Origin of the sequence: Streptococcus sp. oral taxon 431, assembly GCF_001553685.1 — a bacterium.
Lineage (GTDB): Bacteria > Bacillota > Bacilli > Lactobacillales > Streptococcaceae > Streptococcus.
In genome coordinates, this window is sequence record NZ_CP014264.1 from 1544560 (window position 1) to 1567561 (window position 23002).

At 40.5% G+C, this 23002-nt stretch carries 20 protein-coding genes and 1 pseudogene; 7 read left to right on the top strand and 14 right to left on the bottom strand.

The genetic code is table 11. The features are described 5' to 3' along the window. Window positions 1–346: 346 nt before the first annotated feature. From carB to AXE83_RS07295, 6 genes are all read right to left on the bottom strand, one after another. A complete protein-coding gene (gene carB / locus AXE83_RS07270; protein ID WP_060955954.1) occupies window positions 347–3523 on the bottom strand; it encodes a carbamoyl-phosphate synthase large subunit in 3177 nt (1058 codons plus the stop codon). A gap of 337 nt (window positions 3524–3860) precedes the next feature. Next, on the bottom strand, window positions 3861–4940 hold the full coding sequence (locus AXE83_RS07275; protein ID WP_060955955.1) for a carbamoyl phosphate synthase small subunit: 1080 nt from the start codon (window positions 4938–4940) through the stop codon (window positions 3861–3863). 49 nt (window positions 4941–4989) lie between these two features. Continuing rightward, complete coding sequence (locus AXE83_RS07280) at window positions 4990–5913, bottom strand: aspartate carbamoyltransferase catalytic subunit (RefSeq protein ID WP_060955956.1); 924 nt, start codon at window positions 5911–5913, stop codon at window positions 4990–4992. Window positions 5914–5932: 19 nt separating this feature from the next. Then, on the bottom strand, window positions 5933–6454 hold the full coding sequence (pyrR, locus tag AXE83_RS07285; RefSeq protein WP_049530069.1) for a bifunctional pyr operon transcriptional regulator/uracil phosphoribosyltransferase PyrR: 522 nt from the start codon (window positions 6452–6454) through the stop codon (window positions 5933–5935). Between the two features lie 209 nt (window positions 6455–6663). Beyond that, on the bottom strand, window positions 6664–7293 hold the full coding sequence (nth, locus tag AXE83_RS07290; protein ID WP_060955957.1) for an endonuclease III: 630 nt from the start codon (window positions 7291–7293) through the stop codon (window positions 6664–6666). Continuing rightward, entirely contained in the window at window positions 7294–7836 is a 543-nt protein-coding gene (locus AXE83_RS07295) for a YceD family protein (protein WP_060955958.1), read from the bottom strand. A gap of 169 nt (window positions 7837–8005) precedes the next feature. Between AXE83_RS07295 and AXE83_RS07300 the strand changes: the two genes are divergently transcribed. Together AXE83_RS07300 and AXE83_RS07305 are read left to right on the top strand one after the other, a co-directional pair. Next, window positions 8006–8335, top strand: a complete 330-nt coding sequence (locus AXE83_RS07300; RefSeq protein WP_060955959.1) for a hypothetical protein — start codon at window positions 8006–8008, stop codon at window positions 8333–8335. Window positions 8336–8680: 345 nt separating this feature from the next. Then, window positions 8681–10240: an ATP-binding cassette domain-containing protein gene (locus AXE83_RS07305; protein ID WP_060955960.1), complete on the top strand. Its 1560-nt coding sequence runs from the start codon at window positions 8681–8683 to the stop codon at window positions 10238–10240. Between the two features lie 44 nt (window positions 10241–10284). Here the strand turns inward: AXE83_RS07305 and htpX are convergent, their stop codons facing one another. Together htpX and AXE83_RS07315 are read right to left on the bottom strand one after the other, a co-directional pair. Then, window positions 10285–11184 (bottom strand): zinc metalloprotease HtpX, encoded by a 900-nt coding sequence (gene htpX, locus AXE83_RS07310; protein WP_060955961.1) that lies wholly within the window; start codon window positions 11182–11184, stop codon window positions 10285–10287. A 1-nt stretch (window position 11185) separates the two neighbouring features. Further along, complete coding sequence (locus AXE83_RS07315; RefSeq protein ID WP_060955962.1) at window positions 11186–11746, bottom strand: LemA family protein; 561 nt, start codon at window positions 11744–11746, stop codon at window positions 11186–11188. Window positions 11747–11840: 94 nt separating this feature from the next. On the opposite strand from AXE83_RS07315, the gene rsmG reads away from it, so the two are divergent. Continuing rightward, window positions 11841–12554: a 16S rRNA (guanine(527)-N(7))-methyltransferase RsmG gene (gene rsmG / locus AXE83_RS07320; protein WP_060955963.1), complete on the top strand. Its 714-nt coding sequence runs from the start codon at window positions 11841–11843 to the stop codon at window positions 12552–12554. 460 nt (window positions 12555–13014) lie between these two features. Continuing rightward, the gene (locus AXE83_RS07325; RefSeq protein ID WP_060955964.1) at window positions 13015–14298 is read left to right on the top strand and encodes a uracil-xanthine permease family protein; all 1284 of its coding nucleotides are present in this window, start codon (window positions 13015–13017) and stop codon (window positions 14296–14298) included. 110 nt (window positions 14299–14408) lie between these two features. Here AXE83_RS07325 and AXE83_RS07330 read toward each other — a convergent pair. The 6 genes and pseudogenes from AXE83_RS07330 to AXE83_RS07355 all read right to left on the bottom strand — a co-directional run bounded on the left by AXE83_RS07330 (window position 14409) and on the right by AXE83_RS07355 (window position 21063). Continuing rightward, window positions 14409–15168: pseudogene (locus AXE83_RS07330) on the bottom strand (CPBP family glutamic-type intramembrane protease). Between the two features lie 115 nt (window positions 15169–15283). Next, window positions 15284–16195: a DMT family transporter gene (locus AXE83_RS07335; protein WP_060955965.1), complete on the bottom strand. Its 912-nt coding sequence runs from the start codon at window positions 16193–16195 to the stop codon at window positions 15284–15286. 8 nt (window positions 16196–16203) lie between these two features. After that, window positions 16204–17136 (bottom strand): serine hydrolase domain-containing protein, encoded by a 933-nt coding sequence (locus AXE83_RS07340; RefSeq protein ID WP_060955966.1) that lies wholly within the window; start codon window positions 17134–17136, stop codon window positions 16204–16206. Then, entirely contained in the window at window positions 17133–17858 is a 726-nt protein-coding gene (locus AXE83_RS07345) for a CppA N-terminal domain-containing protein (RefSeq protein WP_060955967.1), read from the bottom strand. Before AXE83_RS07345 ends, AXE83_RS07340 begins: the two co-directional genes overlap by 4 nt. A 148-nt stretch (window positions 17859–18006) precedes the next feature. Next, a complete protein-coding gene (locus AXE83_RS07350; RefSeq protein ID WP_060955968.1) occupies window positions 18007–18825 on the bottom strand; it encodes an endonuclease/exonuclease/phosphatase family protein in 819 nt (272 codons plus the stop codon). A gap of 51 nt (window positions 18826–18876) precedes the next feature. Then, window positions 18877–21063, bottom strand: a complete 2187-nt coding sequence (locus AXE83_RS07355; protein WP_150114538.1) for a PTS transporter subunit IIBC — start codon at window positions 21061–21063, stop codon at window positions 18877–18879. A 200-nt stretch (window positions 21064–21263) separates the two neighbouring features. On the opposite strand from AXE83_RS07355, the gene AXE83_RS07360 reads away from it, so the two are divergent. From AXE83_RS07360 to AXE83_RS07370, 3 genes are read left to right on the top strand one after another with little or no spacing between them, the layout of a single operon-like run. Further along, window positions 21264–22211 carry a TIGR01212 family radical SAM protein gene (locus AXE83_RS07360; protein WP_060955969.1) on the top strand — a complete coding sequence of 316 codons (948 nt, stop codon included), beginning with the start codon at window positions 21264–21266 and terminating at the stop codon, window positions 22209–22211. Then, window positions 22195–22752, top strand: coding sequence for a tRNA (mnm(5)s(2)U34)-methyltransferase (locus AXE83_RS07365; protein ID WP_060955970.1), 558 nt, complete (start codon window positions 22195–22197; stop codon window positions 22750–22752). Before AXE83_RS07360 ends, AXE83_RS07365 begins: the two co-directional genes overlap by 17 nt. Further along, the gene (locus AXE83_RS07370) at window positions 22745–22999 is read left to right on the top strand and encodes a hypothetical protein (protein ID WP_060955971.1); all 255 of its coding nucleotides are present in this window, start codon (window positions 22745–22747) and stop codon (window positions 22997–22999) included. The genes AXE83_RS07365 and AXE83_RS07370 overlap by 8 nt, the downstream gene beginning before the upstream one ends. The last annotated feature ends 3 nt before the right edge of the window (window positions 23000–23002 follow it).

A 23002-nucleotide genomic window follows, 5' to 3' on the forward strand; every position in this document is an offset into this window, starting at 1 on the left:
TTTAGTTTTTTCATTATTTTTCTTAAGTCACCTTAATATTTTTCTTAAGGCACCTTAATTATAACACAAAAAATGAAAACTATATGAAAAACATTTAGTTTTTTCATTATTTTTCTTAAGGCACCTTAATTATAAAAAATATGATAAAAACTTAAGAAAATTCAACAAAATTTTAGGGAAAGTCAGAATAAGTCTACTCATTAACGATAATGATAAATCTATTGATAAACTTTGACATTTAATGGTGAACTGTAACTATTATTTCTAACTCGATTTCTCTATAAAAGAGGAAAAACCAGCGTCTTTTGACGCTGGATAAAAGCTACTTAGATCATTTAACAAGAAACTAAATGGCTTCTGTAACGAAGCTACGGCTTTCAAGTACCTTAAGCATAGCATCCGCTGTATCCAAAGCTGTAAAGAGAGGAACTCCGTGTTCAATAGCTGAACGGCGGATTTGTTCACCATCTTCATCAGCAGTTCGCTTAGTACCAACTGTGTTGATGATAGCTTGGATTTTCCCTTTACGAACATAGCTTGGGATATCATGTTCATCATCACCAATCTTACCAACGAGTTGAGCCTTCAAGCCATGACTTTCAAAGAAAGCTGCTGTTCCTTGAGTCGCAAGGATACCATAACCAATATTTTGGAAACGACGAGCCAAATCCAAAGCTTCTTCCTTGGCATCATCAGCGATAGTAAAGACAACATTTCCAAAGGTTGGCAAGTGAAGATAAGAAGCTTCAAAGGCCTTGTAGAGAGCTTTTTCAAGAGTCGTATCAGAACCCATAACCTCCCCTGTTGACTTCATTTCAGGACCAAGCAAGCTATCTACTTTCGCTAGCTTGGTAAATGAGAAGACTGGTGCTTTAATATGAACACGACTACTTTCTGGGTAAAGTCCATCTTGGTAACCAAGTTCTTCAAGACTTTGACCAAGAATTAACTTAGTTGCAACCTGAGCCATCGGGATATTGGTTACTTTTGATAGGAATGGAACAGTACGGCTGGCACGTGGATTGACCTCAATAACGTAGACTTTCTCATCCTTGATGACAAACTGAATGTTCATCATACCAAGACAGTTAAGGCCGATTGCTAGGCGTTTTGTGTAGTCTGCAATCGTTTCTTGCACTTTTTGAGACAAGGTTTGTGGAGGGTAAACAGCCATGGAGTCACCTGAGTGGACACCGGCACGTTCGATATGTTCCATGATACCTGGGATGAGGACATTTTGTCCATCTGAGATAGCATCTACTTCACACTCTTGACCGACGATATAAGAGTCTACAAGAACTGGATGATCTGGACTTGCCTTAACGGCTGTGCGCATGTAAGAACGGAGATCTTCTTCGTTTTCTACAATTTCCATAGCACGTCCACCCAAGACATAAGAGGGACGAACAAGGACTGGGAAACCAATCTTGCGGGCTGCAAGTACTGCTTCTTCTTCGTTTGTAGCAGTCTGTCCAGGCGGTTGTGGGATATCCAAATCTTTTAGGGCTTGTTCGAAGAGGTCACGGTCTTCGGCACGGTCTAGGTCAGCAACCTGCGTACCAAGGATAGTCACACCTGCTTTTGCTAATGGCTCAGCAAGGTTGATAGCTGTTTGACCACCAAACTGAACGATAACACCTTTTGGTTTCTCCAAATCGATGACATTCATGACATCTTCGAATGTCAATGGCTCAAAGTAAAGCTTGTCTGATACAGAGAAGTCTGTTGAAACGGTCTCTGGGTTTGAGTTCATAATGATAGCTTCATAGCCAGCCGCCTGAATAGCCTTAACCGAGTGAACAGTTGCGTAGTCAAACTCAACCCCTTGACCTATACGGATTGGACCAGAACCTAGAACTAGAACGGATTCCTTATCAGACTTGATAGACTCGTTTTCCCAACCATAGGTTGAATAGAAATATGGAGTTTCTGATTCAAACTCTGCCGCACAGGTATCAACCATCTTGTAAACTGGAACAATCTTGTTTTCTAAACGAAGTTGACGAACTTGATCAGCTGTAGTATTCCAGAGTTCAGCAATCTTACGGTCTGAAAAACCATTCAATTTTGCAGTTTTCAAAACTTCAAGATCTTGTGGATGTGAGACCAATTCTTGCTCAATTTCAAAGATATGTAAGAGTTTATCCAGATAGAAGATATCAATTTTTGTAAGCTCAGCAATTTCCTCAGGTGTATAACCACGACGAATGGCTTCTGATACGTAGAAGAGACGGTCATCTTGAGCCTTAACAACTTTTTCAATCAAGGCATCATCTGAAACATCTGCAAGTTCAGGCATTTCATTGTGATGGACACCAATTTCTAGAGAGCGACAAGCTTTAAGAAGTGACTCCTCGATGTTACGACCGATGGCCATAACTTCTCCAGTCGCCTTCATCTGAGTACCAAGACGGCGCTCACCCTTTTCAAACTTGTCAAATGGGAAGCGCGGAATTTTGGCAACTACGTAGTCAAGGGCTGGCTCAAACATTGCATAAGTTGAACCTGTAACTGGGTTAATAACTTCATCCAAGGTCAACCCTACCGCAATCTTGGCAGCCAATTTGGCGATTGGGTAACCTGTTGCCTTAGAGGCAAGAGCTGAAGAACGAGATACACGAGGATTTACTTCGATGACATAGTACTTAAAGCTATGTGGATCAAGTGCTAGCTGAACATTACATCCACCTTCAATCTTGAGGGCACGAATAATGCTCAAGCTGGCATCACGAAGCATTTGATTTTCATAATCTGACATGGTTTGCGCTGGGGCAAATACGATGGAATCCCCTGTATGAATCCCGACTGGGTCAAAGTTTTCCATGTTACATACAACAAGGGCATTGTCAGCCGAGTCACGCATGACTTCGTATTCGATTTCCTTAAAACCAGCAATCGAACGCTCAATCAAACATTGAGTAACAGGTGATAGCTTCAACCCATTTTCAGCGATTTCACGCAATTCTTCCTCGTTGGCACACATACCACCACCAGTACCACCTAGGGTAAAGGCTGGACGGACGATCACTGGGTAGCCAATTGTCGCTGCAAAGGCAACGGCTTCTTCCACAGTGTTAACAATTTCAGATTCTGGAATAGGTTGATTCAATTCTTCCATCAATTGTTTAAAGAGATCGCGGTCTTCAGCTTGGTCTATGGCAGACAATTTAGTCCCGAGAAGTTCTACTCCCAATTCATCAAGAATGCCATTTTTAGACAATTCCATGGCCATGTTAAGCCCTGTTTGACCACCAAGAGTTGGAAGCAAGGCATCTGGACGTTCTTTACGGAGAATACGAGTCACAAACTCAAGTGTAATCGGTTCGATATAAACCTTGTCTGCAATTTCCTTATCAGTCATGATAGTTGCAGGGTTTGAGTTTACTAAGACAACCTCATACCCTTCCTCTTTCAAAGACAAGCAAGCCTGAGTCCCAGCATAGTCAAACTCAGCAGCCTGACCAATAATAATCGGACCAGAACCAATCACCATAATTTTTTGAATATCAGTACGTTTAGGCATTTATAAGATATTAAGGGCGTCAAGTGGACAAAGCTAAAATAGGAGTTATGACGAAGAACTGTCAGTTCTAGGAATAACTATCTTTTTAGCACCGTCCGTAGCCCGTATTCAGTTCAGCAAATACGGCTCACCCTTCTCCTTTCTATTCGTCGCCTCACAGGGCGACATTAAATAAATTCTCCGACGATTTTTTAGCGAAACGATACTTTTCTGTAAAAAATCTAGTGCAGGGAGTTTTTAGTTCGCCTAATAGCGACTAAAAGAAACGACCTGCCTTTCTATTCGGCAACTCTCGGGTTGCCATTAAATAAATTCTCCGACGATTTCACACTCGTCTTTAGTTTGTTTGTTTGAAGGCTTCCATCATCTCGATGAACTCGTCAAATAGATAACTTGCATCGTGCGGACCTGGTGCAGCATCTGGGTGGAATTGCACAGAGAAACCTGGTTGGTATCTGTGACGTACACCTTCAACTGACTTGTCATTGATTTCTTCATGAGTAATCATCAAATGGTCTGGAAAATCTTCACGGCTCACTGCATATCCATGGTTTTGACTCGTGAAGTCCACGCGCCCTGTCGCAATTTCGCGTACAGCGTGGTTAAATCCACGGTGACCAAACTTCATCTTATAGGTCTTGGCACCATTTGCCATTGCAAAGAGCTGGTGCCCCATACAAATACCAAAGATTGGAATTTTCCCGAGAATACCACGAATCATTTCGAGTGCTTCTGGTACATCTTCTGGATTTCCCGGTCCATTTGACAACATAACTCCGTCTGGATTTAGGTGGAGGATTTCCTCTGCTGTTGTAGTATAAGGAACGACCGTTACATTACAATCTCTCTTAGACAACTCTCTTAAGATTGAATGCTTAAGACCAAAGTCTACAAGTACCACGCTCAAACCTACTCCTGGAGCTGGGTAAGCAGTTTTTGTAGAAACCTGTTTGATATTGTCAATTGGTAGAACAGTTGCTTGTAGCTGATCTGTGATGTGATCGATACTATCTCCCACATGTGTCAGAGTCGCTCTCATAGTCCCATGTTTGCGAATGATTTTTGTCAAAGCACGTGTATCAATACCTGAAATACCAGGGATTTTCTTAGACTTCAAAAATTCATCCAGTGTCATCTGGTTGCGCCAGTTGCTGGCTCTACGAGCTTCTTCAAATACTACTACACCTTTACAGGTTGGACTGATAGACTCGTAGTCATCACGGTTAATCCCATAATTTCCAACCAAGGGATAGGTAAAGGTTAGGATTTGTCCATTGTAAGACTGATCTGTAATGGATTCTTGGTAGCCAGTCATCCCGGTATTAAAGACAATTTCACCAGTTACATCGATGTCAGCCCCAAAGGCTTTTCCTTCAAAAATTGTTCCATCTTCTAAAACTAGAAGTCGTTTAGTCATAAATTCACCTCTCGTGGATGCTCTCAGGCATCTTTTAACGTTTTGTGTCTTATTTTGCGTTTCTGTAAGTCAATACAGATTCTAAAATTGCCATTCTGACAAAGACACCATTGGTCATTTGTTGAACAATACGTGATTTTGGTGCTTCGACCAAGTGATCAGCAATTTCAACATCGCGATTTACAGGAGCAGGATGCATCAGAATAGCTTTATCTTTCAAGCGATCATAGCGTTCTTGAGTCAAACCATGCTGGGCATGATAGCCTTCTTTTGAAAAGACTGTTCCACTTTCATGACGCTCATGCTGAACACGGAGAAACATCATCACATCAACTTGGTCAATGATTTCATCAATGCTTACAAACTGTCCATAGTCTGCAAACTCTTGACTTCTCCATTCCTCAGGCCCAGCAAAGTAGAGTTCTGCTCCTAAGCGTTTTAAGATTTGCATATTGGATTTGGCCACACGCGAATGGTCAAGGTCACCAGCAATGGCTACCTTGAGTCCTTCAAAGTGTCCAAATTCTTCATAAATCGTCATTAAATCAAGCAAGCTCTGGCTTGGGTGTTGCCCCGAACCATCGCCACCATTGATAATCGAAGTCGTAATCGTCGGACTATCGATCAACTCTCTGTAGTAATCTACCTCTGGATGTCGGATGACACAGGCATCTACTCCCAAGGCTGACAAGGTCAAAATTGTATCGTAGAGTGTTTCACCCTTGTTGACTGAACTTGTTTTCACATCGAAGTCCAGTAGCTGAAGGCCCAGTTTAATCTCTGCTACTTCAAAAGATTTGTGGGTACGAGTCGAACTCTCAAAGAAGAGATTAGAGACGATGTGTTGGTCTTCATAAGAAGCCTTTGCTCCATTTTTAAATTCGATCCCGCGTTTAATCAATTTCATGACTTGTTCTACAGTAAGGTCTTCCATTGAGACTACATGTTGAATGGCTTGTTGATTTTCTGACATGTCTAACTCCTTTGGCTATCTAAGCTTCTTCGGTAATAAGAACACGATCTTGTCCATCTAGTTCAGTCATCTCTACGATGATTTCTTCTGAACGACTGGTTGGGATATTTTTCCCTACATAGTCTGGACGAATCGGTAATTCTCTATGCCCGCGGTCAACCAGTACCGCAAGACTCACGCGCGCTGGGCGACCATGTCCGACAATGTTATCGATAGCAGCTCGGATTGTACGACCTGTATAAAGTACGTCATCCACCAAAATGACTTCGCGATCTGTCACATCAACAGAAATTAACGAAGTATCTTCACCACTTTTGACATCGTCACGGTAAGGTTTTGTGTCTAATTCTACAACAGGAACAGAAATGTTTTCCAATTGTTCCAAGCGCTCTTGGATGCGGTGGGCGATAAAGACACCACGTGTTTTTATCCCAGCCAATACAATCTTGTTTAAATCTTTATTGCGCTCGATAATCTCGTAGGTAATCCGAGTAATCGCTCGTTTGACGGTCAATTCGTCTACAACTTCTTTTGTCTTCATGACAAACCTCCAAAAAGAAAAGTCTCCTTTTTCAAGGAGACTTGAGAATGTATAACTAAGCGAGCCTTACTGTAAACAGTATAGACTTACCCTTCTACTTAATCGAGCTCCTTGCCTGCCTCACGGGACAGGTTTAAAGGAATATTTTATTGTCCTTACTATATCACAAAGCCTAGTTCAAAGCAAGTAAAAACATTCAATGCTAAGCCTTATAACGAACTAAAATCATATAATTGCGGATACTGATCGCATTCTGGATTTTTCGGATGACAAATAGCACGACCAAAGTAAATCATAGCCTGATGGGCTGTCAACCATTCTTCTGGTGGCAATACATCCATAACACGTTTTTCGACCTCAAGGGGTGTAGCTGATTTTTTAACAATATCGTGGTGTTTACAGATTCGCTCTACGTGAGTATCAACTGCAAAGGCCGGAATACCGAAGCCTACGCTCAAAACTACGTTAGCAGTTTTTCGGCCAACTCCTGCCAAACTCTCTAATTCTTCTCTAGTCCGAGGGACTTGACCATCAAAATCATCCAGTAGTTGCTGGGCACACTTCTTAAGGAACTTAGCTTTATTTCGATAAAGCCCAAGACGAGAAATATACGAGGCAATCTCACTCTCACTTGCATCTGCCATAGCTTGTGGGGTTGGAAAGGCCACGAAAAGTCCAGGTGTAGCCTTGTTGACTGCTGCATCTGTCGTCTGAGCTGACAGCATAACAGCAACCAGAAGTTCAAAATGATTGCGAAAGTCTAGACTAGGTTTTGCATCTGGAAAAAGAGCGATGATTTCCTCAATGACATGACGGGCACGTTTCTTGGATAAAACCATCTATTCATCTCCATCAAACAGCCCTTGTAAACCTGCAAAAGGACTATTTTCTTCTTTCTTGACTGCCTGTTGAGCTTGATACTCTTCCTCAGACATAATTTGCCAGTCATTTCCAGAAACAAATCCCTGACCAGCTTCTTCCTCAGCTGTTAAGACCTTGATTGGAATATTGAGCAAGATATTATCTGAAACACTTTCAGACAAGTCGATTTCCCCATTTTCAATCGGTAAAACCAAGTCATCATCTAGAACTTCTTGGTCCAGTTGATTGGTAGCACCTTCCATAAAGATTTCCGTTACTGGATAAGACTCTTTCAATTCTACCGGTTCCATGCTACGACTAGAAGCTAAAACGATTATATAAGACAATTGATAGTCTAGGAAAAACATACGGTCTTCGTACTGAACCTTCCCTACCGTAACAATATCTTTTACATCTAAAATTTCTTGATTACGGGCACGCAAGTCAGCTGCTAAGTCTAAAGTCTGCTCAAAGTGCAAGCCTTCAGGCTGCTTACGGATTTCTTGAATATTTAATTTCATACTTCCTCCATAAAGATTTTCTATCTTGATTATACCATGAAATCACCTAATTTAATCGCTGCAGACCTTGTTTTAAATATTAATGAATTTTTGATATATTTACTATGACATATTTTGCTTTTAGTGCTATACTATAGACATCAATACATGAGCAAAGGAGGACGCTCATATGGAAGACAAAGAACTAATTTTAGAAGCTTATCAACTCATTTCCGAGTTAAATAAAGCCTATCAGACCTGCAAACAAGGATTGCCTGATGATATACGCTTGCAGCAAAATATTGACGAGCTTCTCAATCAACTCAAAAAGGCTGAGAAAGTAGACAACGCCATCTTAATTGAACTGGAATCTTTTTACCAACGGACTAGTCTTTTGATTGGACTTGGTTCACTGAAATTAAATGACCAAGCCCGCACTGCTTGGCGAAACTATGACAAATTCCACTACGATCAAGTAAAGCACGTTTTGACACTCTGTGGACCTGTTTTTGGTTTTTAAAAATAGAGGATTTTCTGGCTTAATCTTGACAAAGTTTCTCAAAAAGAGTATGATGATTGCAACAATACTCGGAGGTAAGGGAGACATGAACAACTAAGTCTATCAAATAAAGAAACTTTATTTAGTAGATTTTGTTTTTGTCTCTTTTTGTGTGCTCTTTTATGCTCTTTTTCTGGCATTTTATACTCAATGAAAATCAAAGAGCAAACTAGGAAGCTAGCCGCAAGCTGTACTTGAGTACGGTAAGGCGACGCTGACGTGGTTTGAATTTGATTTTCGAAGAGTATTAATAGAGTTTTTTTGACATAGACATTGGCTCTACTAGGTAAAGTAGAGCTTTTTGTTATGCAATATGGACATTCTAGAAAGGGCAACAAAATGATAAAAATCAATCATCTAACCATTACACAAAACAAAGATCTCCGAGATCTTGTATCTGACCTAACCATGACTATCCAAGACGGGGAGAAGGTTGCTATTATTGGGGAAGAAGGAAATGGCAAATCAACCTTGCTTCGAGCTTTAATGGGGGAAAGATTAGCTGATTTCACTATCAGAGGAGAAATCCAATCTGACCTTCAGTCCCTGGCCTACATTCCCCAACACCTCCCTGAAGAACTGAAGATAAAATCTCTACAGGACTACTTCTTTTTAGAGTCTGCTGATTTGGACTACAGTATTCTCTATCGTTTAGCTGAGGAATTGCAATTTGATAGCAGTCGTTTTGCTAGTGACCAAGAGATAGGTAGCCTATCGGGTGGTGAAGCTTTGAAAATTCAGCTCATCCATGAATTGGCTAAGCCCTTTGAGATTCTATTTTTAGATGAACCTTCAAATGACCTGGACCTTGAGACAGTTAATTGGCTAAAAAAGCAGGTTCAGAAGATTGGGCAGACCGTTATTTTCATTTCTCATGATGAAGACTTCCTCTCTCAAACGGCAGACACCATTATCCACTTGCGACTGGTCAAGCATCGGAAGGAGGCTGAAACCCTAGTCGAGCACTTAGATTATGATCGCTATAGTGAGCAGAGAAAGGCTAATTTTGCAAGACAAAGTCAGCAAGCTGCTAACGACCAGAGAGCCTATGACAAAACCATGGAAAAACATCGCCGAGTTAAGCAAAATGTAGAAAATACCTTGCGAAACACTAAAAATGATGTTGCCGGGCGCCTACTGGCTAAAAAGATGAAAAATGTTCTCTCTCAAGAAAAACGCTTTGAAAAGGAAGCTCAGTCCATGACCCAAAAGCCACTTGAAGAGGAAGAAATCCAACTTTTCTTTTCAGATATAGAGCCATTAGCTGCTTCAAAAGTCTTGGTTCGACTGGAAAATGAGACTTTATCCATTGGCCAGCGTGTTTTAGCTCAAGGGCTACAATTAACTGTCCGTGGTCAAGAAAAAATCGGTATCATCGGGCCAAATGGTGTTGGCAAATCCACTCTGTTAGGCAAGTTGCAGCAACTACTAAGCGACAAAAGAGAGATTTCGCTTGGATTTATGCCACAAGATTACCAAGAAACATTGAATTTGGATCTATCTCCAGTAGAATTTCTTAGCCAGACTGGACACAAAGAGGAATTACAGAAAATCCAATCTCACTTAGCTAGCCTCAACTTCAGCTATCCAGAGATGCACCACCATATCCGCTCATTATCGGGCGGTCAACAAGGTAAACTTCTTCTTTTGAATTTAGTGCTGCGAAAACCAAATTTTCTCCTTCTGGATGAACCCACACGAAATTTTTCTCCAACTTCTCAACCAGAAATCAGAAAACTCTTTGCCAATTATCCCGGTGGTCTGGTTACTGTTTCGCATGATCGACGTTTCTTAAAAGAAGTCTGTACGAATATCTATCGTTTGACAGAACATGGTTTGGAAATAGTTGATTTACAAGATTTATAACTGTAGAAAATAGCAAACATCCAGAGGAAAATCTCTGGATGTTTTTACATATGTTTCAGACGCTCAATCCGTTCTGAGATTGGCGGATGGGTATAGAAGAGTTTTTGCAACCCACCTCGTTTTTGAGGATCGTTGATGTAAAGTGCACTGCTAGCATCATCTACATGACGGCTCATGGGTTTACTATTGTCCAACTTACGTAGAGCATTAATCATCCCTTGAGGATTACGAGTCAACTCCACACTGGAAGCATCTGCTAAAAATTCTCGTTGACGAGAGATGGCTAGTTGTACCAAGGTTGCTGCTAGGGGAGCCAAAACAATTGCTAGGAGAGAAACAACTAGCATAATAATTTCAAGTCCACCACTATCACGGTCATCACTTCTACGACCACGACCTGCACCACCCCACCACATCATGCGTCCAGCCATACTTGATAAAAGCGTAATGGCACTGGCAAGGGCAACCGCGATAGTAGAAATACGAATATCATAGTTACGAATGTGACTGACTTCATGACCTATAACCGCTTCTAACTCTTCACGATTCATAACCGCTAAGAGTCCTGAAGTTGCGGCTACAGCTGCATTTTGGGGATTTGAACCCGTAGCAAAGGCATTTAAACTAGCATCATCGATGATAAAGACACGTGGCATAGGGATTTGCGCCACCATAGCCATATCTTCCACAACATGATAGAGGGTTGGTGCAGTCTGCTCATTCACCTCACGCGCACCATTCATACTCATGACTATCTCTGTTGATTGAAAAATCATGGACAAGGCATAGATAAAGCCGATAATCAGAGCGATAACTAAGCCACCAAGACCAGATCGCATAAAGAGATAACCAACTGCATATCCAACCAAAGCCAAAAGTAAAAAGAATACTAGTAGTAAAATCCAAGTTCTTCGCTTATTACTCGCGATTTGATCATACAACATCCTAGTCACCTAAACCACTAAAATCAACCTTTGGTACTGCCTTTTCTTCTTCAGGAGTCTGAAGGAAATCAGCCACTTTAAAACCAAAGAGTCCAGCAACTAGGTTGCTAGGGAAAGTTTCCAATTTAACATTATAGTTGCTAACAACACTATTATAAAGTTGGCGAGAGTAAGAAATTTTATTTTCAGTATTGGTCAACTCCTCTTGCAATTGTGCAAAGTTGCCACTCGCTTTTAGGTCTGGATAATTTTCTGCAACAGCAAAAATTCCTGATACTTGGCGTGAAAGGGCATCACTAGCTTTCATAGCTTCTGCCGGTGATGTTGCAGCGGCTACTTGATTGCGAAGCTCTGCAACTCTTTCAAGTGTTGAACCTTCATACTTTGCATATCCCTTTACAGTCTCAATCAAGTTTGGCAAGAGATCGTTACGACGTTTCAACTGAACATCAATCTGACTCCATGCCTCCTTAGTTTGCATGCGATTTTTAACCAAACCGTTATAACTAACAATTACGAAAGTAACAATAAGAGCAAGAACTCCAAGAATAATCCAAGTCATCATATAATTCCTTTCTGCTTTTAGATTAGTACCAGTATATCAAATTTCCATCTTTTTGTGGTAAAATAAGATGATACTAAAGAAGGAAACTACTATGAAACCAGAAACATTTTATCAACTACTAGCTGAACAAAATATCCATCTTTCTGACCAGCAAAAAGTTCAATTTGAGCGTTATTTTGAACTCTTGGTCGAATGGAATGAAAAAATCAACCTAACTGCTATTACAGAAAAAGAAGAAGTCTATCTCAAACACTTCTATGATTCCATCGCTCCTATTTTACAGGGATTGATTGAAAACCAGCCCATTAAACTCTTAGACATTGGTGCTGGAGCAGGTTTTCCTAGCCTCCCTATGAAGATTCTCTATCCTCAGCTAGATGTGACCATTATTGATTCCCTTAATAAACGAATTAACTTTCTGAATCTATTAGCCCAAGAACTAGGCTTAGAAAATGTTCACTTCTATCATGGACGTGCCGAAGATTTTGCCCAAGATAAGAATTTCCGTGCTCAGTTTGATATCGTTACAGCTCGTGCTGTTGCCCGTATGCAGGTCTTGTCCGAGTTGACTATTCCCTACTTAAAAGTCGGTGGAAAATTGCTAGCACTGAAGGCTAGCAATGCCCCAGAGGAATTAACTGAGGCTAAAAATGCCCTTAACCTTCTCTTTAGTAAGGTTGAAGATAATCTCAGTTACACACTTCCTAACGGAGACCCTCGCTACATTACTATTGTAGAAAAGAAAAAAGAAACTCCAAATAAATACCCAAGAAAGGCTGGCATGCCTAACAAACGTCCACTTTAGAAAAATTAAAAATCTGCAAACTCATACCTCGCTCTCTCATTTCAAGGCTCGGGAAAAAATGATATACAAAATCATACCTCGCTTTCTCGTTTCAAGGCTCGGGAAAAAATGATTTACAAAATCATACCTCGCTTTCTCGTTTCAAGGCTCGGGAAAAAATGATTTACAAAATCATGCCTCGCTCTCTCATTTCAAGGCTCGGGAAAAAATGATTTACAAAATCATACCTCGCTTTCTCATTTCAAGGCTCAGGAAAAAATGATTTACAAAATCATTTTTTTCTGCTATACTATCCTAAGCAAAGGTTTTTAATGTCATCCCGTGAGGTGACGAAGGCGCAGATCTATATAAAACTCTTTAAAACTTGATGAAGGAGTCTTGTTTTAGAGAGGTCTTACTCTGGGAGCCTATTGCTATAAAATAATGGGCTCTTTTTTGATGCCCAAAAAGTGAGGTATTTATGAAACAGGAATCAACTGTTGATTTGCTTTTAGACGTTGACCAACGTCCTTCAGCTGGAAAGGGAATTCTTCTTAGCTTCCAGCACGTATTCGCCATGTTTGGTGCTACTATCTTGGTACCTTTAATCTTGGGAATGCCTGTATCGGTTGCCCTTTTTGCATCAGGTGTAGGAACACTCATTTACATGGTTTGTACTGGCTTTAAAGTTCCAGTTTATTTGGGTTCTTCTTTCGCCTTTATCACAGCCATGTCACTTGCTATGAAAGAAATGGGTGGCGATGTATCTGCCGCTCAAACTGGGGTTATTCTTACAGGTTTTGTCTATGTCCTTGTTGCTGCAAGTGTTCGCTTTGCAGGTACAAAGTGGATCGACAAACTCTTACCTCCAATCATTATCGGTCCTATGATCATCGTTATCGGTCTTGGACTTGCTAGTTCAGCTGTTACCAACGCTGGTCTTGTAGCGGACGGAAATTGGAAAAACGCTCTTGTAGCAGTTGTTACTTTCTTGATTGCTGCCTTTATCAATACAAAAGGAAAAGGCTTCCTACGAATTATCCCATTCCTATTTGCCATTATCGGTGGTTACCTCTTTGCCCTAGCACTTGGATTGGTTGACTTCACTCCTGTTCTTGAAGCTAACTGGTTTGAAATCCCTGGTTTCTACCTACCATTCAATACAGGTGGTGCCTTCAAACAATACGACCTTTACTTCGGTCCTGAAACAATTGCCATCCTACCAATCGCAATCGTAACCATTTCTGAACATATCGGAGACCACACCGTTCTAGGTCAAATCTGTGGACGCCAATTCTTGAAAGAACCAGGTCTTCACCGTACCCTTCTTGGTGATGGTATTGCAACATCTGTTTCTGCCTTCCTCGGTGGACCAGCCAATACAACCTACGGTGAAAATACAGGGGTTATCGGAATGACTCGTATCGCTTCTGTCTCAGTTATCCGTAACGCTGCCTTTATCGCAATTGCCCTTAGCTTCCTTGGTAAATTCACTGCATTGATTTCAACAATTCCAAACTCTGTACTTGGTGGTATGTCTATCCTTCTTTACGGGGTTATCGCAAGTAACGGTTTGAAAGTCTTGATCAAAGAACGTGTTGACTTCGGTCAGATGCGCAACCTTATCATCGCAAGTGCTATGTTGGTGCTTGGACTTGGTGGTGCTATCCTTAAACTTGGACCAGTTACCCTTTCAGGTACTGCCCTATCAGCTATGACAGGTATCATCCTAAACTTGATCTTGCCATACGAAAACAAAGACTAATCCATATAGAATCAACAAGAGGTCGGGACCAAAAATCCCGACCTCGTTTTTATGAACAAGAAGCCTTTGATACAGTGACTCATTGGACTGTTGTCAAAAAGTTTGATTTCTTAATTTCCCCAAGCGATCAAAAGATACAAGAGACTTGAACCAAACATATCTGCCAGAGCATACATGAGAAAAAATGGCAGTAAATTCTTGACTACATACTTGTACAAGAAATAATAAAAGAGACCATAAACAAGCCCAATCACCAAGGCCCAGAGTAAGCCTTGATAGGTATGGAAAGAAATCCGTATAATTACCGAGTAGACTAGAGCCAACCACTTGTGCTTTTCTTTTACTGAAGTCAGTAAGCCTAAGAAGAAAAATTCTTCGTAAAAACCATTTAATAAAGCATAGCAAATCGCCATCGGCGTTAAAGCCATGAATTTTCGAATGATTTCCATAGGGTCTATAAAAAGGAAGCAGTTAGGGGTTGAAGTAGTTATACTCACCACTAAGGGTTGTAATGATATCACCAAAGATACCAACTACAGCAAAGATAAGGGGAATCCAAATTAAAACAGACCAGCTCCAACGTATAGGAAGCTGTTTAAAATCATAATTTCGAATCACAAGATAAAGGAAGGTAATCCCTAACATCATCAATTGAAAATTGAAATTACTAGAATAAGCTGCCCCATCACTTGCTAGATTTGTCGTAGTTTCTGCGACGCTAGTAAGAGTTGAGGGCGATAAACTCTCCATAAATCGTTGAGTAGAACGAATGATAAACTCTCCAAACATTAAAACAGTGATGATGAGGATATCGAACCATTTTAAGTATCTTAAAGGTTTAGCTGGATGAATACTTTGTAGCAAATTCATATTTCCTCCTTATCTTTAAATGTATGAATTGATTATAAACATTCATTCTTAAAGTTATATGAACCAACTTGCTGGAAGATTAAAAAACAGCCTTATCAAAGACTGTTTTAATCCATTAAACGGAATGATGTTTCTTTTCAAGCATTAAATCCTTCAATGAAATGATAGTCACGGCTAATAAAATCATTGCCATACCAAGAAAATCTACTGGATAAAAGATATCCCCCATAATCATGAAGGCAAAAAATACTGCCGAGATAGGCTCAATCGAAGCCAAAAGGCTAGACTTGACTGGTCCTATCATACTGGCTCCCTTGAGGAAGGCTGTATAGGCAAAGACCGTTCCAATCAGAATGATGCCAGCAAAAGCTAGAAAGATATCAAAAGATATGGGAATACTGGCCCCAATAAGGCCTGTAAAAGGTACTGCTAGAAAACCTGAGATGGTCATTCCAACACCAATAACCAATATGCTCCCCCATTTTTGAATTAATTTTATGGGTAAAATGATATAAAGAGCATAGGTCAGGGCCGAGAACAAACCCCAAAATAGACCAGATGGAGTCATCGAGAGTTGATCCAATTGCCCATGGGTTGCAATGAGAAAGGTCCCACCTATAGCTAAAAACATAGAGATGATTTCTGAAAGCGTCGGAGCCACCTTATCCTTGATACAAGTGTAAGCAAGAATCCCAACTGGACAGACATACTGGAGGACTGTCGCTGTCCCAGCATTTGTCTCCTGAATAGCCGATAGATAAGCTAATTGATTCAGAAAAAGACCAAATAAAGAAAATAGCAAGAGAGAAATCAGACTTGATTTATCCTTCAGAAAGGCCACAAATTTATCCCTCGATTTAGTATAGGCCAGAAGAACCAAGAGTAATCCAGCAATTATCAAACGGATATTGGTCAGAACAAGAGCAGAAATCCCATGAGCCATCAAGTACTGACCACTGGTGCCAGACAAGCCCCAGGCAATACCTGCAATCACTGTAAAAAGAGTTCCTTTTAAAGCTTTTGACATACTTCCCCCTAGTCTCTATCTCGAATCAAGTCCATGACCTGATTACGATCTAATATCCACTGAGCACGCTCATCTTTTTCGTAGGTTCGGTTAGATAGAAAAATTGCCGCCTCTTGCTTCTTACGATTCCACATGATAAAGGTCCCAGTATAGCCTGTATGGTCTAGCCAGTCACCTTCAAGATTCCAGGCCAATGAGCGTTCTTTATCACTCAGAACCGAAAAATTCTGACTTAAGTCTGCAGCAAAATTATCCTGCAAATAATGCTCAAGAAAGATTTTTAAATCATGAACTGTTGAAAACAAACCTGCACTACCTGCATGTTTCCCAAGCATACGAGCTTTGGGATCATGGACCACTCCTGCTTTCTGTCCACGAACGGTTGGAACAGCACTGCTAACTGGACCAAACTGTGTTTCCTTCAACTTCCACGGATCCAAAACTTGCTCCTGTAAAATCTGATCCAAGTCCTTTTTAAAACAGTTTTCCAGCCAAAATCCCAATAAGAGGAAATGCACATCTGAGTATAGAAAAGCCCTCTTCTCTCGTCGATTCAAATGAAACATAGCTTTTCTTAGCTGGTCAGCTGAAAGCTGATCCCTATTTGGGATAAAAGGATCTAAATCCGTCCCATGCGTTAGGAGTTGTCGAAGAGTGATGTCTGGATAATCCACCTCTGGAAGATAGTCTCTTATGGAGTTATCTAGCTCAATCTTACCTTCCTTCCACAAGAAGATTAAGACACTTCCTACTCCAACAACCTTACTCACACTGGCCAAATCATAGACCAAACCCTCACGAGTCTGCTCGCCAATTTCTGGATTTGCTTCTCCTAGATACCAATCAGACCAAGCGCCATCCTGATAATATGCAAAAGAGGCACCAGGATAAATCCCTGCCTCAATTTGTTGCTTTATTTTTTGAATGATTTCTTGTTTCATACTTCTTCAAACCACAATTCGATGTTGTTGGTATCCTTACTTAGGAAAAACTTCTCAGTTTTTGGAATAAAGTAACCAGCTTCTTCGAAACGCTGACGCAATACAGCAAGATCCAGATTCTCTACTTGAAATTTCAACATGGACAAGTCCCAAGTTACATTATTTTCAACCAGCAAATCACTACCTTGAGCTTGATTAAAAGCTAGTCGGTTTTCGATCTCTTCTTTTTCAAGCAGACTAGCTGTCTTTTCTGGCAAGTTAATTTCCACAGAGATTTCAAAGGCTGTCAAATATCTCAGTTTCTCATCTTTTGAAAAAGTGACTTCTTCCTCAACTTTTTTCAAATCCTTGATATCATCTTCGGCATGAATAAGAATACAATCCCCTTCTGGAGAAAGAACCTCAAAAGCATATCCCTTATTTCCTTTATAGAGTTGAGGGATTGCTTCCATTCTAGCTAGTAGTGCTTCAATCTCAGATGGCTTCTCTACCTTTACAAGTAATCTAGCTAATTTTTTAATTCCTTCAACCTTACGGCTCCTCATACTTGGTGACTCTTCTAAAACTAACTTTTCAATGCCTGACTGGTCTCCTAGTGATAAGAAGGCTGACTCTTCAAGCAAGGGTTTCATCCCCAAAGTCTCAATATAAAACAACTCATTTAAATTTCTATTATTTACCTTTAGCGTCGGGATCATACGCTTTATTTGATTTACAATCATAAATTCCTCCAACACTTTTTATTTTAAAGGATTTTATCTTTTTTTACAAGTTATTCAATAAAAAACTTTAACTATATTAACTCTTTAAATTAAATTCCCCCTTCTGTTTGTAGAAGGGGGCTTGATTATTTTTACTAAAATAGCTTATTTAGTCTTTCCAAGATAGTATTGCTTGCAGACCGTAATGATCACTAACTTGTGGACTGTTTTTACCATCAAAGACCACGTGAAGTTTTTCTACCTGCACATCCTCTGTTGTAAAGATATAATCGATTCGAAGAGGTTCGCTATTTCCCTTCCAACCATCAATTTCAGGCGGAACAGTGTAACTACCACTTCTTTCTTTTGCAACTTCAAATGCATCTTGTAAGTTTAGTGGACTAGCTAAAATAGCTTGGTAGCCCTCTTGACCTGCAGGATTATTAAAATCACCTGCTAGCAAGAGTGGCTTGTGCAATTCTTTCAGAACTGCTTCAAAGCGCGCCCATTCCTCTTGGAAGCCTTTATCCCACCAAGAGAGATGGACACTCGCAACTGCAAGTTCTTTACCTTCAACTACTGTCTCTGCTAGAGCAACTCGACGAGTGTGGTAATCTGTCGGATCATCTACATCTGAAACCAAAATTTCACGCGCTTCAATTGGTGTTTTAGATAGGATTGCAACACCTTCATGGTAACGATCATAACCGATATGGTTATAGGCCCAAGTCCAATAATAGTTTTGACCTTGCTCAGCCAACTTCTCTACCAAAAGTCGCACATAGTGGTCTTGATGAATCGGCTCAGCAGATGGTAATGGCTGATAAAGTGCACCAGCTTCTACTTGCGCTGAAGTAATTTCCTGGTTAATTTCCTGAAAACAAATCAAATCATAACTGTTTTCAAGTATATCTTGAAGTAAAAGTTGAAACTTTTGTTCAGGATCTTTTTCCATCCAACTATGGGTATTGAGTGTTAAAAACTTCATGCTTTTCTCCTATAAACAAGAGGTTGGAAACAGCTTCCAACCTCCTAAATATTACAATTCTACTTTTGCAACTGCTGTTTTAGCTGCAAGAGAACCTGTTTGTTCTAATTTAACTGATTTGATCGCGTCACCATTTGTGAAGACAACCACAGTTGTAGTTTCACGACCAGCTTCACGGATTGCACCCAAGTCAGCTGTGACAAGAAGATCACCAGCAGCAACCTGTTGTCCTTCAGTAACACGAACTGTAAATGGTTTTCCTTCAAGACTTACTGTGTCCAAACCAATGTGAACAAGTACTTCAAGGCCTGCTTCAGTTACAAGACCAAGAGCGTGTTTAGTTGGGAAGATGCTTGACACAGTACCTGATACTGGAGATACAATGTTTCCGTTTGCTGGTTCCACTGCAAATCCATCACCCATCATTTTTTGTGCGAATACAGGATCCTTCACTTGGTCCAATTCAATCACTTGACCGTCAGCAACTGAGTATACTTCTTCAGTCACACCTTTGTATACAACAGCATCTTGTTGAGCTGCTGCCTTTTGACTTGGAAGAGTTTCAGGAATCACTTCACCTGAGTCAAGAAGGTCTTGAATATCTGATTTCAAAACGTCAGCTTTAGGTCCGTAGATAGCTTGGACACCTTGTCCTTTCATGACAAGTCCCATAGCTCCTTCAGCTTTCCATTGTTCCTCTGTTCCAACTTTTTCAGCGTCTTTTACAGTAACACGAAGGCGAGTCATACATGCGTCCACATCAACGATGTTAGCACGTCCACCAAGAAGGTTAATGATGTTAACAGCTTGAGAAGCTTCTGCAACTTTTGACTCACCAGAAGCAGCAGATTCTGATGAACCTTCAGCAGTTTCGTAGTTTCCGTTACGTCCTGGAGTAGCATAGTTGAATTTTTGAATCATGAAGTTGGCGATAAAGTACATGATAACTGCAAATAGTGCTGTTACCCAGATAAAGTTAATGATATCCATACCAAGACCAGCATTGATAGCTAGTGGAGTACGAGTCAAGAATTCAATTGAACCGAATGAGTGCACACGAAGGTGAACAATATCAGCCATAGCAAAGGCAGCACCTTGAACAACAGCGTAGACAAGGTAAAGAGGTGTTGCAACGAACATGAACATATATTCAATTGGCTCAGTAACACCTGTCAAGAAAGTTGCAAGAGCTGTCGCAATCATCATACCTTTGTATTGGTGTTTCTTGTCTGCTTCAACATTACGGTAAATAGCAGCAGCCACACCCATCAAAATACCGAATGAACCAATCATTTGTCCAACTTTGAAACGAGCTGGATGAACTGTATCTAGCAATGTTTGGTATTGACTAGCATCAGTACCTTTAAGGTTTACAAGGTCTGTTACCCATGCAAGCCAAAGTGGATCTTGTCCAAATACTTGAGTGCCTTTTGCTGCACCAGTTAAAATATCGTAAGTACCACCAAGAGCTGTATAGTTCATTGGGATAGTCAACATGTGGTGAAGACCAAATGGCAAGAGCAAGCGTTCCAAAGTACCATATAAGAATGGTGCAAGTACTGGTGCTGTTTCTTGTGAATTGGCAATCCAGATACCGAAGTTGTTGATACCTGTCTGAATCAGTGGCCAGAAAGCTGAAAGAAGAATTGCAGCGATTGCTGAGCGAAGAATAACTACAAATGGTACAAAACGTTTCCCGTTAAAGAATGAAAGTGCATCAGGAAGTTTACGGAAGTTGTAGTATTTGTTAAAAGCAGTCGCTCCAACAAAACCTGAGATAATCCCTACAAATACCCCCATGTTAAGCGCTGGTGCCTCAAGTACGCTAATGAAGTAATCAGAAACCTTGATAGATCCACCAAAGATTGTTGAAACCATAGCGTTAGGATCCTTCAACATATCCCCTGATACACCGAAGATTGTACCAGTGATACGGTTAATAAGGATAAATGCAAGACCTGCCGCAAAAGCACCACCAGCACGTTCCTTAGCCCAGCTTCCTCCAATAGCAAGGGCAAACAAAATATGAAGGTTACCGATAACACCCCAACCAATTTGCTCTAGTACGCCACCAGTAATAACTAGGGGAGCAAGGTTTGGGTCAATCATTGCAAGTGACTTACCGATTGAAATCATCAATCCAGCCGCTGGCATAACAGCGATAACCACCATTAGAGCCTTACCGAATTTCTGCCAAAACTCGAAAGACAAGACATTTTTGAATGTATCTTTCATCATTCAAATCTCCTTTATATTTATTCGGCAAACGTTTTACGAAAACGTTTGCGCATGTTTATGTTTTAATTTTACCACTTTTTATTTTTTTGTAAAGGCTTTTATAAAAAAAATTTGACTTTTTCTTTCGCTTCACTTTCTGGTAGGCTATCTCTTACTGACCATTTTTGAGTTTACTGCCATTTTTTGTTATAATATTAGCTATGAAATCCTATAATACCTTGAATGATTATTATCGAAATTTATTCGGAGAAAAAACTTTTAAAGTTCCTATTGATGCTGGCTTTGACTGTCCAAACCGTGATGGAACTGTAGCACATGGGGGCTGTACTTTTTGTACGGTTTCTGGTTCTGGAGACGCAATCGTTGCTCCTGATGCCCCTATTCGCGAACAATTTTATAAGGAAATTGACTTTATGCATCGTAAGTGGCCAGATGTCAAAAAATATCTGGTTTATTTTCAAAACTTTACCAATACCCATGAAAAATTGGAAGTGATTCGCGAACGCTATGAACAAGCTATCAACGAACCTGGGGTTGTCGGTATCAACATCGGAACACGCCCAGACTGTTTACCCGACGAGACTATCCAATATTTGGCCGAATTGTCGGAACGCATGCATGTCACCGTAGAGTTAGGCTTACAAACTACTTATGAAGAAACTTCAGAATTGATTAACCGCGCCCACTCCTATGAACTCTACGTAGATACAGTCAAACGACTTCGGAAGTATCCGAAGATCGAGATTGTTGCCCATTTGATCAATGGTTTGCCCGGTGAAACTCATGACATGATGGTGGAAAACGTTCAGCGTTGTGTAAGGGACAATGATATCCAAGGGATTAAACTTCACCTACTTCACCTCATGACCAACACTCGAATGCAAAGGGATTATCATGAAGGTCGTTTGCAACTCATGAGTCAGGATGAATATGTCAAGGTCATCTGTGATCAACTAGAAATTATTCCCAAGCATATCGTTATCCATCGGATTACGGGTGATGCGCCTAGGGATATGTTGATTGGTCCTATGTGGAGTCTCAATAAATGGGAAGTTCTAAATAGCATTGAGGCTGAAATGAGACGACGCGGTAGCGTCCAAGGATGCAAGGCTGTAAAACAGGAGTTTATGAATGAAAAGACCACTTGAAATGGCGCATGATTTTCTTGCCCAAGTCATCACCCAAGAGGATATTGTCGTTGATGCGACCATGGGAAATGGCCATGATACCCTTTTTCTAGCTCAGTTAGCTAAACAAGTCTATGCTTTCGATATACAGGAACAAGCTCTGGAAAAAACTAGTCAACGCCTACAAGAAGCTGGTTTGGCCAATGCAGAATTAATCCTACAAGGCCATGAGACTGTGGACCAATTTGTAGGCGAAGTCAAGGCAGCTATCTTTAATCTAGGTTATCTTCCTTCTGCTGATAAAAGCATTATCACTCAACCCCATACAACCCTTGAGGCACTAGACAAACTCTGTCAGATGCTCGTTAAAGGTGGACGAATAGCCATCATGATTTATTACGGGCATGAAGGCGGAGATATAGAACGGGATGCAGTCATGGATTTTGTCAGTCACTTACCACAACAAGAATATACTGCTACGATCTATCGCACTCTCAACCAAATCAACAATCCACCGTTTTTAGTCATGATTGAAAAATTAGAAAGGTATCGCCATGGATAAACAATACCTACGAGATAAAATAGAAGGTCTTCGCCAAAAATTCGTTGAATCAACCCAACATGAACGAGCAGTTGGTATGTTAGATGAAGCTCATATGAGCAAGAAGATGTTAAAAATCAAGAAAAAAATGATAACACTTGAAATGGAGCGCTGTCAAAAGAAAATTGAGCACAAGGATTGCTCGAAGATTGATCAAAAAATCCAAGAACAAAAGGAACTTTTTGAAAATTGTCGTAAACAAAAATAGGGA

What these genes read in the sequence shown, in the direction of transcription:
- carB (WP_060955954.1), bottom strand. Translation starts at nt 3,523, where the DNA reads ATGCCTAAACGTACTGATATTCAAAAAATTATGGTGATTGGTTCTGGT.
- AXE83_RS07275 (WP_060955955.1), bottom strand. Translation starts at nt 4,940, where the DNA reads ATGACTAAACGACTTCTAGTTTTAGAAGATGGAACAATTTTTGAAGGA.
- AXE83_RS07280 (WP_060955956.1), bottom strand. Translation starts at nt 5,913, where the DNA reads ATGTCAGAAAATCAACAAGCCATTCAACATGTAGTCTCAATGGAAGAC.
- pyrR (WP_049530069.1), bottom strand. Translation starts at nt 6,454, where the DNA reads ATGAAGACAAAAGAAGTTGTAGACGAATTGACCGTCAAACGAGCGATT.
- nth (WP_060955957.1), bottom strand. Translation starts at nt 7,293, where the DNA reads ATGGTTTTATCCAAGAAACGTGCCCGTCATGTCATTGAGGAAATCATC.
- AXE83_RS07295 (WP_060955958.1), bottom strand. Translation starts at nt 7,836, where the DNA reads ATGAAATTAAATATTCAAGAAATCCGTAAGCAGCCTGAAGGCTTGCAC.
- AXE83_RS07300 (WP_060955959.1), top strand. Translation starts at nt 8,006, where the DNA reads ATGGAAGACAAAGAACTAATTTTAGAAGCTTATCAACTCATTTCCGAG.
- AXE83_RS07305 (WP_060955960.1), top strand. Translation starts at nt 8,681, where the DNA reads ATGCAATATGGACATTCTAGAAAGGGCAACAAAATGATAAAAATCAAT.
- htpX (WP_060955961.1), bottom strand. Translation starts at nt 11,184, where the DNA reads ATGTTGTATGATCAAATCGCGAGTAATAAGCGAAGAACTTGGATTTTA.
- AXE83_RS07315 (WP_060955962.1), bottom strand. Translation starts at nt 11,746, where the DNA reads ATGACTTGGATTATTCTTGGAGTTCTTGCTCTTATTGTTACTTTCGTA.
- rsmG (WP_060955963.1), top strand. Translation starts at nt 11,841, where the DNA reads ATGAAACCAGAAACATTTTATCAACTACTAGCTGAACAAAATATCCAT.
- AXE83_RS07325 (WP_060955964.1), top strand. Translation starts at nt 13,015, where the DNA reads ATGAAACAGGAATCAACTGTTGATTTGCTTTTAGACGTTGACCAACGT.
- AXE83_RS07335 (WP_060955965.1), bottom strand. Translation starts at nt 16,195, where the DNA reads ATGTCAAAAGCTTTAAAAGGAACTCTTTTTACAGTGATTGCAGGTATT.
- AXE83_RS07340 (WP_060955966.1), bottom strand. Translation starts at nt 17,136, where the DNA reads ATGAAACAAGAAATCATTCAAAAAATAAAGCAACAAATTGAGGCAGGG.
- AXE83_RS07345 (WP_060955967.1), bottom strand. Translation starts at nt 17,858, where the DNA reads ATGATTGTAAATCAAATAAAGCGTATGATCCCGACGCTAAAGGTAAAT.
- AXE83_RS07350 (WP_060955968.1), bottom strand. Translation starts at nt 18,825, where the DNA reads ATGAAGTTTTTAACACTCAATACCCATAGTTGGATGGAAAAAGATCCT.
- AXE83_RS07355 (WP_150114538.1), bottom strand. Translation starts at nt 21,063, where the DNA reads ATGATGAAAGATACATTCAAAAATGTCTTGTCTTTCGAGTTTTGGCAG.
- AXE83_RS07360 (WP_060955969.1), top strand. Translation starts at nt 21,264, where the DNA reads ATGAAATCCTATAATACCTTGAATGATTATTATCGAAATTTATTCGGA.
- AXE83_RS07365 (WP_060955970.1), top strand. Translation starts at nt 22,195, where the DNA reads ATGAAAAGACCACTTGAAATGGCGCATGATTTTCTTGCCCAAGTCATC.
- AXE83_RS07370 (WP_060955971.1), top strand. Translation starts at nt 22,745, where the DNA reads ATGGATAAACAATACCTACGAGATAAAATAGAAGGTCTTCGCCAAAAA.